This window comes from Salmonella sp. NW645 (genome assembly GCF_051703725.1).
In the GTDB taxonomy this organism is placed as follows: domain Bacteria; phylum Pseudomonadota; class Gammaproteobacteria; order Enterobacterales; family Enterobacteriaceae; genus Salmonella; species Salmonella enterica.
In genome coordinates this window covers 146089-159897 of record NZ_JAMMKR010000006.1, presented here as the reverse complement: position 1 = coordinate 159897, position 13809 = coordinate 146089, and the positions used below count along the sequence as shown (strand labels likewise).

Annotated in this window: 11 protein-coding genes; 8 read left to right on the top strand and 3 right to left on the bottom strand. The window is 52.6% G+C overall.

What is annotated here, in order from left to right; genetic code table 11:
• Window positions 1–8 precede the first annotated feature (8 nt).
• The 5 genes from NA389_RS14505 (at window position 9) to fraE (ending at window position 5265) form a co-directional block, all read left to right on the top strand.
• Window positions 9–728 (top strand): GntR family transcriptional regulator, encoded by a 720-nt coding sequence (locus NA389_RS14505; RefSeq protein WP_000572566.1) that lies wholly within the window; start codon window positions 9–11, stop codon window positions 726–728.
• 175 nt (window positions 729–903) lie between these two features.
• Window positions 904–1881 carry a 6-phosphofructose-aspartate deglycase gene (gene fraB / locus NA389_RS14500; protein WP_077905336.1) on the top strand — a complete coding sequence of 326 codons (978 nt, stop codon included), beginning with the start codon at window positions 904–906 and terminating at the stop codon, window positions 1879–1881.
• A 63-nt stretch (window positions 1882–1944) separates the two neighbouring features.
• Window positions 1945–2790 carry a fructose-aspartate kinase gene (gene fraD / locus NA389_RS14495; protein ID WP_000028427.1) on the top strand — a complete coding sequence of 282 codons (846 nt, stop codon included), beginning with the start codon at window positions 1945–1947 and terminating at the stop codon, window positions 2788–2790.
• Window positions 2791–2843: 53 nt separating this feature from the next.
• Window positions 2844–4163 (top strand): anaerobic C4-dicarboxylate transporter family protein, encoded by a 1320-nt coding sequence (locus NA389_RS14490; protein WP_000498935.1) that lies wholly within the window; start codon window positions 2844–2846, stop codon window positions 4161–4163.
• A gap of 58 nt (window positions 4164–4221) precedes the next feature.
• Window positions 4222–5265, top strand: coding sequence for a fructose-asparagine asparaginase (fraE, locus tag NA389_RS14485; protein WP_000702756.1), 1044 nt, complete (start codon window positions 4222–4224; stop codon window positions 5263–5265).
• A 46-nt stretch (window positions 5266–5311) separates the two neighbouring features.
• Here the strand turns inward: fraE and gorA are convergent, their stop codons facing one another.
• The gene (gorA, locus tag NA389_RS14480) at window positions 5312–6664 is read right to left on the bottom strand and encodes a glutathione-disulfide reductase (RefSeq protein ID WP_000160772.1); all 1353 of its coding nucleotides are present in this window, start codon (window positions 6662–6664) and stop codon (window positions 5312–5314) included.
• A gap of 104 nt (window positions 6665–6768) precedes the next feature.
• The gene (locus NA389_RS14475; protein ID WP_000954233.1) at window positions 6769–7611 is read right to left on the bottom strand and encodes a 23S rRNA (adenine(2030)-N(6))-methyltransferase RlmJ; all 843 of its coding nucleotides are present in this window, start codon (window positions 7609–7611) and stop codon (window positions 6769–6771) included.
• Between the two features lie 210 nt (window positions 7612–7821).
• On the opposite strand from NA389_RS14475, the gene NA389_RS14470 reads away from it, so the two are divergent.
• From NA389_RS14470 to rsmJ, 3 genes are all read left to right on the top strand, one after another.
• Window positions 7822–9093: an acid phosphatase gene (locus NA389_RS14470; protein ID WP_000766149.1), complete on the top strand. Its 1272-nt coding sequence runs from the start codon at window positions 7822–7824 to the stop codon at window positions 9091–9093.
• A 181-nt stretch (window positions 9094–9274) separates the two neighbouring features.
• Window positions 9275–11317: an oligopeptidase A gene (prlC, locus tag NA389_RS14465; RefSeq protein ID WP_000184177.1), complete on the top strand. Its 2043-nt coding sequence runs from the start codon at window positions 9275–9277 to the stop codon at window positions 11315–11317.
• A gap of 6 nt (window positions 11318–11323) precedes the next feature.
• On the top strand, window positions 11324–12082 hold the full coding sequence (gene rsmJ, locus NA389_RS14460; RefSeq protein WP_001165130.1) for a 16S rRNA (guanine(1516)-N(2))-methyltransferase RsmJ: 759 nt from the start codon (window positions 11324–11326) through the stop codon (window positions 12080–12082).
• A 91-nt stretch (window positions 12083–12173) separates the two neighbouring features.
• On the opposite strand, the gene dtpB is transcribed toward rsmJ, so the two are convergent.
• The gene (gene dtpB, locus NA389_RS14455) at window positions 12174–13646 is read right to left on the bottom strand and encodes a dipeptide/tripeptide permease DtpB (protein WP_001098268.1); all 1473 of its coding nucleotides are present in this window, start codon (window positions 13644–13646) and stop codon (window positions 12174–12176) included.
• Window positions 13647–13809 lie beyond the last annotated feature (163 nt).

The window sequence follows — 13809 nt, the reverse complement described above, 5'->3', positions numbered from 1 at the left end:
GGATACAAATGATCGAGCAACCCGACAGTAAAAGCGCCAAACCGCTTTATAAGCAGCTTGAAGCCGCCTTAAAAGAGGCCATTGCGCGTGGAGAGTATAAACCAGGCCAGCAGATCCCGACGGAAAATGAACTGAGCGCGCGCTGGCAGGTGAGCAGGGTCACGGTCCGTAAGGCGCTGGATGCGCTGACGCGTGAAAATTTGCTGACCCGTGTCTCCGGCAAAGGCACCTTTGTCTCTGGTGAGAAATTTCAGCGCAGCATGACCGGCATCATGAGTTTCAGCGAGTTATGCCAGTCTCAGGGACGTCGCCCGGGGTCACGCACCATCAAATCCGTTTTTGAATCGGTAGACGATGAGACAAAAGCGTTACTGAATATGAACGATGGCGAAAAAGCGGTCGTCATTGAACGTATCCGCTATGCCGACGATGTGGCGGTATCGCTGGAAACCGTACATCTTCCCCCACGTTTTGCGTTTTTGCTGGACGAAGATCTTAATAATCACTCTTTGTATGAATGCTTACGCGAGAAATACCATTTATGGTTTACCCACTCCCGTAAGATGATCGAACTGGTTTATGCCAGCTTTGAAGTCGCCCATTATCTTGGCGTCAACGAGGGTTATCCGCTGATCCTGATAAAAAGTGAAATGATTGATAACAAAGGAGAACTCTCCTGCGTTTCGCAACAGTTGATTGTCGGCGATAAAATACGGTTTACCGTATGATGTCAGCATTACGCTAACGAAGAGCAGGCTGAATCGGGATCCAGATCGCGGATCCCGATTTTTTTTGGTTTCCATCTTGATCAAATGTCTTTAAATGTCATATAAAAATAACAATACATTATGAGTCATTTATGGCGAATCCTCGCCTGTATCATTGATGGAACCAGAGGAAAGCATGATGGGTATGAAAGAGACAGTTAGCAATATTGTGACCAGCCAGGCAGAGAAAGGAGGCGTTAAACACGTCTATTATGTGGCGTGCGGCGGTTCTTATGCGGCGTTCTATCCGGCGAAAGCATTTTTAGAAAAAGAAGCGAAAGCGTTGACTGTCGGTCTGTATAACAGCGGAGAATTTATTAACAACCCGCCGGTAGCGCTGGGAGAAAATGCCGTTGTGGTTGTCGCCTCCCACAAAGGTAATACGCCAGAGACAATTAAAGCGGCTGAAATCGCCCGTCAACACGGCGCGCCGGTCATTGGTTTAACCTGGGTAATGGATTCACCGTTGGTGGCGCATTGCGACTATGTGGAAACGTACACGTTTGGCGACGGTAAAGATATTGCCGGAGAGAAAACGATGAAAGGCCTGCTGAGTGCGGTCGAACTGCTCCAGCAGACGGAAGGGTATGCGCACTACGACGATTTTCAGGATGGCGTCAGCAAAATCAACCGTATCGTCTGGCGCGCTTGCGAGCAGGTTGCGGAGCGTGCGCAGGCGTTCGCGCAGGAATATAAAGACGATAAAGTCATTTACACCGTCGCCAGCGGCGCGGGCTATGGCGCAGCCTACCTACAGAGCATCTGTATCTTTATGGAAATGCAATGGATACATTCCGCCTGTATTCATAGCGGTGAGTTTTTCCACGGGCCGTTTGAAATTACCGATGCGAATACGCCTTTCTTCTTCCAGTTTTCCGAGGGCAATACGCGGGCGGTGGATGAACGCGCGTTAAACTTCCTGAAAAAATATGGCCGCCGGATTGAAGTTGTCGATGCGAAAGAGCTGGGGCTATCGACCATTAAAACCACGGTTATTGATTACTTTAACCACTCTCTCTTTAATAACGTTTATCCCGTTTACAATCGGGCGTTAGCTGAGGCGCGCCAGCATCCGTTAACGACGCGCCGCTATATGTGGAAAGTGGAATATTAATTACATCAGGATGGATAAAAAAGCAGGGACGCTTTTTATTGTAAAGACAAACAAGGAATAATGATGAGCATCAGCGTATTGGGTATTGGCGACAACGTTGTCGATAAATACCTGCATTCCGGCATCATGTACCCCGGCGGTAATGCATTAAATTTTGCTGTCTATGCGAAATTAGCAGACATCCCCAGCGCGTTTATGGGGGCGTTTGGCAATGACGACGCCGCGCAGCACGTACAGGATGTATTACACCAGCTACAGATAGATATCTCTCACAGCCGCCATTATACCGGCGAAAATGGATATGCTTGTATCCGTCTCTCGCATGGCGATCGACAATTTGTCGCCAGCAACAAAAACGGCGTATTGCGGGAACATCCTTTTAGCCTGTCTGACGATGATCTTCGCTATATATCACAATTTACATTAGTCCATTCCAGTATTAACGGCCATCTGGAATCGGAGCTGGAGAAAATTAAACAACAAACCGTCTTACTCTCTTTTGATTTTTCCGGGCGCGGTACAGACGACTATTTTGAAAAGGTATGCCCGTGGGTAGATTACGGATTTATCTCCTGCAGCGGGTTATCGCCAGATGAAATAAAAATAAAACTCAATAAACTTTATCGTTATGGCTGTCGGCATATTATTGCCACCTGCGGGCATGAAAAAGTTTATTATTTTTCCGGCGCGGATTATCTGGAGTGGCAACCTGTTTATATCGAACCTGTCGATACGCTGGGCGCAGGCGACGCCTTCTTAACCGGTTTTTTGCTTTCCATTTTGCAATCGGGTATGGCGGAACCCGATAAAGAAAGCGTGTTACGCGCCATGTGGCAGGGCGGGAAATCGGCGGCGCAGATTTTATCTCATTACGGCGCATTTGGTTTTGGTAAACCGTTTGCACAATAGGTTACGTCCCTCAATGTAAAGCGACACTCACTCCAGATAACCCAGGAGGAAGTATGTTTTGGACGGAATTATGTTTTATCCTTGTGGCCCTGATGATAGGAGCCAGGATCGGCGGCGTATTTTTAGGGATGGTCGGCGGGTTAGGCGTCGGCGTGATGGTTTTTATTTTTGGCCTGACGCCTTCTACGCCACCGATTGATGTTATTCTGATAATTCTTTCTGTTGTCCTGGCGGCCGCATCTTTACAGGCCTCCGGCGGGCTGGATTTACTGGTCAAACTGGCGGAAAAAATTCTGCGTCGCCACCCTCGTTACATTACGTTATTAGCGCCGTTTATCTGTTATATCTTCACGTTTATGTCAGGAACGGGGCATGTCGTTTATAGCTTGCTGCCGGTTATTTCTGAAGTCGCACGGGATTCAGGTATTCGACCGGAACGTCCTTTATCTATTTCTGTTATTGCATCGCAACAGGCGATCACCGCCAGTCCTATATCTGCCGCCATGGCGGCGATGATTGGTTTAATGGCACCGTTGGGCGTCTCTATTTCAACCATTATGATGATTTGCGTGCCCGCCACGTTAATCGGTGTAGCGATGGGGGCAATAGCGACCTTTAATAAAGGAAAAGAGTTAAAAGACGATCCGGAATATCAACGTCGGCTTGCTGAAGGGTTAATTAAACCTGCGCAGAAAGAAAGTAAAAATACGGTGGTCACTTCGCGCGCCAAATTGTCGGTGGCGTTATTTCTGACCAGCGCGATCGTTATCGTTCTCTTAGGACTGATTCCGGCGCTTCGGCCCATGGTGGAGACAGCGAAAGGGCTACAACCGCTTTCGATGTCCGCCGCTATCCAGATTACGATGCTCTCTTTTGCCTGCCTGATTGTGTTGTTATGCCGGCCGCAGGTCGATCAGATTATCAGCGGTACGGTATTTCGGGCGGGCGCGCTGGCGATTGTCTGCGCCTTCGGCCTGGCCTGGATGAGTGAGACGTTCGTGAATGGTCATATCGCGTTGATTAAGGCAGAAGTGCAAACTCTATTGCAACAGCATACCTGGCTTATCGCCATTATGATGTTTTTCGTGTCCGCTATGGTCAGTAGTCAGGCGGCAACGACGTTAATTCTGTTGCCGCTGGGGCTGGCGTTAGGGTTGCCCGCTTATGCGTTAATCGGCTCCTGGCCTGCCGTTAACGGCTATTTCTTTATTCCGGTGGCGGGGCAGTGTCTGGCGGCGCTGGCGTTTGACGATACCGGTACGACGCGTATCGGCAAATATGTGCTTAACCATAGTTTTATGCGTCCGGGATTAGTTAACGTGATTGTCTCGGTCATTGTCGGGCTGTTAATAGGAAAAATGGTTCTGGCCTGATTGTTATTCATGTTTTTATAGCACACGTCACTTATTACTTTTAATTCAGAGGAAGAAAATGAAAATCAGAGTTTTCATGGCCACCGTGTTGCTGCTCATCAGCCACTGTGTATTTAGCACAACGTCACTACCGCATATTGTTATTCTCGCGACAGGCGGTACTATCGCCGGGACGGCAGCCAATAATACGCAAACCGCCGGATATAAATCTGGTGAACTTGGCGTGCAAACATTAATAAATGCCGTGCCGGAAATGAATAATATCGCTCGCGTTGACGGCGAGCAGGTGGCGAATATTGGTAGCGAAAATATGACCAGCGATATTATCCTGAAACTTTCACAGAAGGTGAATGCGTTATTGGCGCGGGACGATGTTGACGGTGTGGTCATTACTCATGGCACTGACACGCTCGATGAAACCGCCTACTTTCTTAATTTGACAGTGAAAAGCGACAAACCGGTGGTGTTTACCGCTGCAATGCGGCCCGCGTCGGCAATCAGCGCCGATGGCGCAATGAACCTGCTGGAAGCGGTCACGGTGGCTGCTGACCCGAATGCGAAGGGACGCGGCGTGATGGTGGTTTTAAACGATCGTATTGGTTCGGCGCGCTTTGTGACGAAAACTAATGCCACGACTCTGGATACCTTTAAAGCGCCGGAAGAGGGCTATCTGGGGGTCATCGTTAATGGTCAGCCACAGTTCGAAACGCGGGTGGAAAAAATTCATACCCTGCGCTCTGTTTTTGACGTACGTAATATCAAAAAATTACCCAATGTGGTGATTATTTACGGCTATCAGGACGACCCAGAATATATGTATGATGCGGCGATCGCCCATCACGCGGACGGTATTATTTATGCCGGAACCGGCGCAGGTTCGGTCTCGGTACGCAGCGACGCGGGGATTAAAAAAGCGGAGAAAGCCGGGATTATCGTGGTGCGCGCTTCCCGCACCGGAAACGGCGTCGTACCGTTGGATAAAGGGCAGCCAGGGCTGGTGTCTGGCTCGCTCAACCCGGCGAAGGCGCGGGTGTTGCTGATGACGGCACTAACTCAGACGCGTAATCCGGAACTGATCCAGAGTTATTTCAGTACGTATTAATCATGCAGGCCTGTGCGCCCACCCTCGAAGATGGGCGCACAAGATATTAACGCATGGTCACAAACTCTTCCGATGCGGTCGGGTGAATAGCGACGGTATTATCGAAGTCTTTCTTGGTAGCGCCCATCTTCAGCGCTACCGCGAAGCCCTGCAACATTTCATCCATGCCGAAGCCGATACCGTGGATACCCACAATTTTTTCTTCCGGCCCGACGCAGACCAGCTTCATACGGCACGGCTGGCGGTGCGTCGTTACCGCGGTATACATAGCGGTAAACGATGACTTATAGACTTTCACCTGTTCGTCGCCGTACTGCTCGCGCGCCTGCGGCTCGCTTAACCCGACGGTGCCGATAGGCGGATGGCTAAAGACCACGGTCGGGATGTTGCTGTAGTCCAGATGCTCGTCCGGCTTGTTGTTAAACAGGCGTTCGGAGAGACGGCGACCGGCGGCGACGGCGACTGGCGTTAGTTCTACCGCGCCAGTATTGTCGCCAACGGCGTAAATGCCTTCAATGTTGGTATTCTGGAATTTATCGACAATGATGTAACCTTTTTCATTGGTTTTCACGCCCGCCGCCGCCAGATTAATATTGTCGGTCGACGGTTCGCGACCAATGGCCCAGATCAGGCAATCAACGGTTTCACTGCGGCCATCTTCCAGTTCCAAAGTCAGACTGCCGTCGGCGTTTTTCACCACCGCTTTCGGCACGGCGTGAGTATGCAGTTGCGGGCCTTCGGCGTTCATCACCTCAACCAGCGTTTCGCTAATCATCGGGTCAAAACTGCGCAGCGGCGCATGTTTACGGACAAACAGATGCGTTTTCGCCCCCAGCGCGTTGATAACGCCAGCCAGTTCAACGGCGATATAACCTGCGCCTACCACCGCGACGCGCTCCGGCAAGGCAGACAGCGCAAAGAAACCGTCGGAATCAATGCCGTATTCCACGCCTGGAATCTCAGGATGGCTTGGACGGCCGCCGGTAGCGATCAAAATATGGTCGGCGGTAATGGTTTCGCCGTTCACTTCAATGGTTTTGGCATCGACAAAGCGGGCAAAGCCTTTAATCACATCCACGTTATTTTTGCCCAGCACGTTGTCGTATGAAGTATGGATGCGGTCAATATACGCGGTACGGCTGGCAATCAGCTTGCTCCAGTCGAACTGATTAATCGTGGTGTCAAAACCGTAGTCCGGGCCATACAGATGAATCGCTTCACGAATCTGCGCGGCATGCCACATCACTTTCTTCGGCACGCAGCCCACGTTAACACAGGTGCCGCCCAGCTCTTTGGCTTCGATGAGCGCGCATTTCTGGCCGTACATAGCGGCGCGGTTAATCGAGGCGATACCGCCGCTGCCGCCGCCGATAGCGATGTAATCATAGTGTTTGGTCATGACCGCTCCTTTATGTTCGTTGTCGGACGGATAGATTCTGCGCTACCCGCCAAAATATTCGCGATTGTATACCTGAAGGTGAAAGGTTCCACCGATGGCTGTGATTACTCCGGCACGATCCAGCTTACCGAAGTGTGTCCGTGACCGTTTGGCGCCAACCTGCTGTGCAGCCACGGTAGCACGTTGTTCATCTGCTGCTCCAGTTTCCACGGCGGGTTAACCACGATCATACCGGACGCCGTCATCCCGCGCTGATCGCTGTCCGGGCGGATCGCCAGCTCAATTTGCAGGATTTTACGGATGCCGGTGGCCTCCAGATCATGAATCATGCGCTTAATTTGCTGGCGGAGCACCACCGGATACCATAGCGCGTATGTACCGGTGGCGAAACGTTTATAACCCTCGCTGATGCCGCTGACTACCGCCTGGTAATCGGTTTTCATTTCATAAGGTGGGTCAATGAGGATCAGACCGCGGCGGGAAACCGGCGGCAATTTGGCTTTCAGTTGCTGATAGCCGTCAGCGCGTTCCACGCGGGCGCGGTTGTCTTTTTGAAACTCCGCGCGCAACAGTGGGAAGTCGCTGGGATGCAATTCCGTGAGTTGCAGACTGTCCTGCTCACGCAGCAACTGGCGGGCGATTAACGGGGAGCCCGGATAGTAGCGTAACTGCCCGCTGCGGTTGAAATGTTTTACGACGCTAATATACGGTTCCAGTTCGGCGGGCAGATCGTCCTGCTGCCAGATACGGGCGATGCCTTCCAGATACTCTCCGGTACGTTCAGCATGTTCGCTGCCCAACTGATAACGCCCCGCGCCCGCGTGCGTGTCCAGATAGAGAAACGGTTTTTCTTTCTCTTTTAGCGACTCGATGATCAGGCTCTGAACGGTATGTTTAAGGACGTCGGCGTGGTTGCCAGCGTGAAAGCTGTGACGATAACTGAGCATGGATGCAGATATTCCGGGAAGTAAACAAGTTAGCCGATAGTTTACCGCAGATCCGCGCAGATTACCCCAGTACCGCCATGTTGTTTCGCGCGTTGTGAAAGTATTGCAAGACGTGTTCGTATCATCAAACCGTCAACTGCGCAGGCCAGCATCGCCTGTGGGCAAGGTAGTGGTTTTGATCTGGCGTTATTCTTAATGAAAGGAACCATAATGAAACTACACATTACTGTACTGGCGTCATCTCTGGCGCTGGCGATGCCGGCACTGGCGAAAGATATTCCCCTGTCCCAGGCGGAGTCGATAGCGAAAAGCGTGACGCCCGACTCGGCGAGCGTCGCCTTTAATGACCTTGAGGCTCAATGGCTGACACAGTTGCGTAAGGCATTACAAGGCGATACCGCCGCGTTGACTCGCGACGCCCTGGCTCAGATGCGACAGAATTCCATCCAGGCGGATAATGCCTGGTTACAGGCTAGCGGTTATGATTTTCATACTACTGAGAATCAACAGATGGGGATTACCCTACTTTCCGCCTTCAATACATTGCCGGAAGCAGTATTGAAAGACAATCTGGCGACGGTGACGGCGATTAATCACGATGCCGATGTTAATACCCGTCACCAGGCGCTGGCGGATGCGGAAAGCGTGGAGTATCTCTATTTCCTGAGCGACGCAATGGGGCCACGGCTGGGGCGGGCATTTCTCGCCGCTTATGATAAAGGTGAGTTGGGCAAAGCGGCAGCGTTGATTAAAGCCTCGGAAGTCAGCACCGGCGCGGCGAAAAAATATTTTCATTACCCGCGTCCTTACCAGGTGCCGGGTAATACTATCCATTTGACGCCGGATGATGTGGTGGTAAAAGATGGTCATCCTTATACCGCAGGTGGCGGTGCTTTTCCCAGCGGACACACGAATACCGGTTATACGGATGCGCTGTTGATGGCGGAAATGATCCCGGAACGCTTTGATGCGCTGGTGATTCGTGGCGCGCGTTATGGCTATTCTCGCCTGGTCCTTGGCGTACACTATCCGCTGGATGTGATGGGCGCGCGGATGGTCGCGCAGCGTAATGTCGCGCATTATCTTAACGATCCGTATTATCGTACGTTATTCAACGAAGCTCGCGCTCAACTGCGCGAGGCGCTGGTGAAAGAGTGCGGTACGACGATTGTCGAATGCGCGGCATCGGCCGGAAAAGACGATCCGTACCGCGCTCCGGCTATGCATACCTTCTACCGCTTCACCATGACTTATAACCTGCCGCAACAGAAAGGCGAGCATCAGTCGTTGAAAATACCAAAAGGCGCCGATGTTCTGCTACAGACAGCGCTGCCGAACCTGTCGCCAGCGCAGCGTCAGGCGTTAATGGAAGAGACGGCGTTACCGGCAGGATATCCGTTGTCGGGCGAGACCGAGGATCAACAGTTCTGGCAGCGTCTGGATCTGTCCGCTGCTTACGAGATGGCGAGAAAAACGCGCTGACGTTGTCACCCGGCTTATAAAACGTAAGCCGGGATGATGTTAAAGGGGCGGCTTATTGCAGCGATACCCACGTCTGTACGCTGTCCATCATTGAAATTCCCCTTACTATCCCCCATTCTAGATCTCATCGCGAGAGCGCCAAAAGCGCGCTCCACTCACCTTCTTCTACAGGACTGCGCATATGACCAATCCATTACTAACGTCTTTTTCACTGCCGCCTTTTTCTGCAATTAAACCGGAGCATGTGGTGCCTGCGGTCACCAAAGCGTTGGCCGATTGCCGGGCGGCGGTAGAAGGCGTTGTGGCGCATGGCGCGCCGTATAGCTGGGAAAACCTCTGCCAGCCGTTGGCGGAAGCCGACGATGTTCTGGGGCGTATTTTCTCGCCAATTAGCCACTTAAACTCGGTGAAAAATAGCCCGGAGCTGCGTGAAGCCTACGAACAGACGCTGCCGCTGCTGTCGGAATACAGCACTTGGGTTGGGCAACATGAAGGACTGTACAACGCGTACCGCGACCTGCGCGACGGCGATCATTACGCCACGCTGAATACCGCGCAGAAGAAAGCGGTTGATAACGCGCTGCGTGATTTTGAACTGTCCGGCATCGGTCTGCCGAAAGAGAAACAGCAGCGTTACGGCGAAATCGCCACTCGCCTGTCTGAGCTGGGCAACCAGTACAGCAATAATGTGCTCGATGCCACCATGGGCTGGACGAAGCTCATCACCGACGAAGCCGAGCTGGCGGGAATGCCGGAAAGCGCGCTCGCCGCCGCTAAAGCCCAGGCGGAAGCCAAAGAGCAGGAAGGTTACCTGCTGACCCTGGATATCCCGAGCTATCTGCCGGTCATGACCTACTGCGACAACCAGGCGTTGCGCGAAGAGATGTATCGCGCCTATTCCACTCGCGCCTCCGATCAGGGGCCGAACGCCGGTAAGTGGGATAATAGCCCGGTGATGGAAGAAATTCTTGCGCTGCGCCATGAACTGGCGCAACTGCTGGGCTTCGAAAATTATGCCCATGAATCGCTGGCCACCAAGATGGCGGAAAATCCGCAGCAGGTGCTCGATTTCTTAACCGATCTGGCGAAACGCGCCCGTCCGCAGGGGGAAAAAGAGCTGGCCCAGCTGCGCGCCTTCGCCAAAGCCGAATTTGGCGTTGAGGAGCTGCAACCGTGGGATATCGCGTACTACAGTGAAAAGCAAAAACAGCACCTGTACAGCATCAGCGATGAGCAGCTACGCCCGTACTTCCCGGAAAACAAAGCCGTGAATGGCCTGTTTGAAGTGGTGAAACGTATTTACGGCATCACCGCCAAAGAGCGTACTGACGTTGATGTCTGGCACCCGGAAGTGCGTTTCTTTGAACTGTATGACGAAAATAACGAGCTGCGCGGCAGCTTCTACCTTGACCTGTACGCACGCGAACACAAACGCGGCGGGGCGTGGATGGACGACTGTGTCGGCCAGATGCGTAAGGCGGACGGCACATTGCAAAAGCCGGTCGCTTATCTGACCTGTAACTTCAACCGTCCGGTGAACGGTAAACCCGCTCTGTTTACCCATGACGAAGTGATCACCCTGTTCCACGAGTTTGGTCATGGCCTGCATCATATGCTGACCCGCATTGAGACCGCCGGGGTCTCCGGTATCAGCGGGGTGCCGTGGGACGCGGTCGAACTGCCAAGCCAGTTTATGGAAAACTGGTGCTGGGAGCCGGAAGCGCTGGCGTTTATCTCCGGCCACTATGAAACCGGCGAGCCGTTGCCGAAGGAACTGCTGGATAAAATGCTGGCGGCGAAAAACTATCAGGCGGCGCTGTTTATTCTGCGTCAGCTGGAGTTCGGTCTGTTTGATTTCCGTCTGCATGCGGAATTTAATCCGCAGCAAGGAGCGAAAATTCTTGAGACGCTCTTTGAAATTAAAAAACATGTCGCCGTGGTGCCGTCACCGACATGGGGCCGCTTCCCACACGCGTTCAGCCATATCTTTGCTGGCGGCTATGCGGCAGGCTACTACAGCTATCTGTGGGCCGACGTACTGGCGGCGGACGCTTATTCCCGCTTTGAGGAGGAAGGCATTTTCAACCGTGAGACCGGTCAGTCGTTCCTTGATAACATCCTGACTCGCGGTGGTTCTGAAGAGCCGATGGAACTCTTTAAACGCTTCCGTGGCCGTGAACCACAACTGGACGCGATGCTGGAGCATTACGGGATTAAAGGCTGATTTTACGTGCAAATCTGCTTAATGGATGAAACGGGCGCCACAGACGGCGCCTTATCTGTTCTGGCTGCCCGCTGGGGACTGGAGCATGACGAAGACAACCCGATGGCGCTGGTATTGACGCCGCAACATCTGGAGCTGCGCAAGCGCGACGAACCGAAGCTCGGCGGTATTTTTGTCGATTTTGTCGGCGGCGCGATGGCCCATCGACGTAAGTTCGGCGGCGGGCGCGGCGAAGCGGTGGCGAAAGCCGTTGGTATCAAAGGCGATTATCTGCCGGACGTGGTTGATGCCACGGCCGGACTGGGGCGCGATGCGTTTGTGCTGGCGTCCGTCGGTTGCCGCGTGCGGATGCTGGAGCGTAATCCGGTGGTCGCCGCGTTGCTCGACGACGGTCTGACGCGCGGCTACGCCGATGCGGACATCGGTCCGTGGTTGCAGCAACGTTTGCAGTTGATTCATGCTTCCAGCCTGACGGCGTTAACCGATATCACGCCGCGCCCGCAGGTGGTCTACCTCGATCCGATGTTTCCTCACCGGCAGAAAAGCGCGCTGGTAAAGAAAGAGATGCGGGTATTTCAGTCGTTGGTGGGGCCGGATCTCGACGCCGACGGACTGCTGGAACCGGCGCGTCAGTTGGCGACCAAACGCGTGGTGGTCAAACGTCCCGATTATGCGCCGCCGCTGGCGGATGTCGCGACGCCCAACGCCATCGTTACCAAAGGGCATCGGTTTGATATTTATGCCGGAACCCCTCTGACGGAGTAACGGATTGCCCGATGGCGTTGCGCTTATCGGGCCTACGATTCTCAATTATTTGTAGGCCGGATAAGGCGTAAGCCGCATCCGGCACTGAGTATTACTGTTCGGTATCTGGCGTATTAATCATTCGGTTTAACCACGGCACCATAATGGCCATCACCACGGTGACCGCCAGCGTTACCAGACCAATTTTGCTAAAGACGCCGGTATAAATTGGCAGCGTCTGCAACGGATCGGTGATGTTTTCCGGTACGGCAGTGAAGGTCGCCACATAACCGCCGAGCAGGAAGGCGGCGGCCTGGGTCAGGAACCACATTCCCAGAATAAAGCCCATCAGATGCTGCGGCACCAGAGCGGCGACCATTGCCAGCCCCAGCGCGCTAATCAGCAGCTCGCCCAGACTCTGGAACAGATACACCAGCACGATAAACCACGGCGACGTCAATCCTTGCGCATCGGCAAACCACATCCCGGCGGCGGCGGCGGTCAGAAAACCCAGCGCGCAGAGGAACATGCCAAGCGTAAACTTCATCGGCATAGTCAGATCTTTGCCTTTGCTACCCAGTCGGGTGTAAATCGCTGCCAGTACCGGACTGGCGACGACCACCCAGAATGGGTTCAGCGCCTGAAAACTCACCGGGTTAATGGCGAATCCAAGAATTTCATGATGCACGTTATTAATCGCAAAGAAGTTCAGCGAGGTAGGCATCTGCGCATACAGAATGTAAAACAGCACGGCTTCAATCATCAGAATAAACGCCACGAACATTTTATTGCGGCCGGTTTTATCCAGACGAAACGCTTCGCGAAAGAAGAAAATAGTGACGACGATAGAAAGGATGATGAGCACCAGATTGGCAATCTTAACGTTGTGCATCAGCCAGGCGCAGAGGAAAATCATGACGATGGTGCCGAGCAGTACCAGCAGCAAATTGCGAAAACGTAGCGGTTTATGATCCGGTTCAGAACCGATATTTTTCACCATGCCACGGCAGGCGAAGTACACCAGAAGCGCAACAATTAAACCAGCGCCGCACAGATTATAGGTCACCGCATAGCCAAATTTATCGGCAATCACCGGCGCCAGCGATAGCGATAACAAAGAACCGATGTTAATCGACATATAAAACAGGGTGAAAGCGCCATCCAGCCGGGGATCTTTAGGCTGATAGCATTTAGAGAGCAGGCTGGCGGGATTGGCTTTAAATAACCCGTTGCCCACGGCAATCGTACCCAATGCGATAAAAATCAGATCGGGATTTAATAGCGACATGCCGGTCATAAAATAGCCAATCGCCAGCACAATCGCGCCCAGGACCAGGGTGCGTTTAGTCCCTAACAGATGGTCGCCAACATAGCCGCCGATGGAGATCAGGCCATAAACCAGCGCCGCAAAAGCGCCAAAGGTAATAAAGGCCTGTTCCTGAGAAAAACCCAATTGTTTAACGAAAAAGACCGCCAGGATGCCCTGGACGCCGTAATAGCCAAATCGTTCCCATAATTCTACAAAAAAGATCATGAAGAATGGACGAGGTTGCTGCAGCAAGCCCGTAGGTGCAGTTGTATTCATATTCCTTCGCCTTTTAATGCCATCCCGAAACGTATGAGCGCGTATATCAAAACGCGCCGAAAAGACTTACCCTGATATAGACTGCGGTTATTAGCCTGATCAATAGGTTATTATACAAATGATACGCAAACTAATTAGTGGATCACACTAATTATGTTTGGTG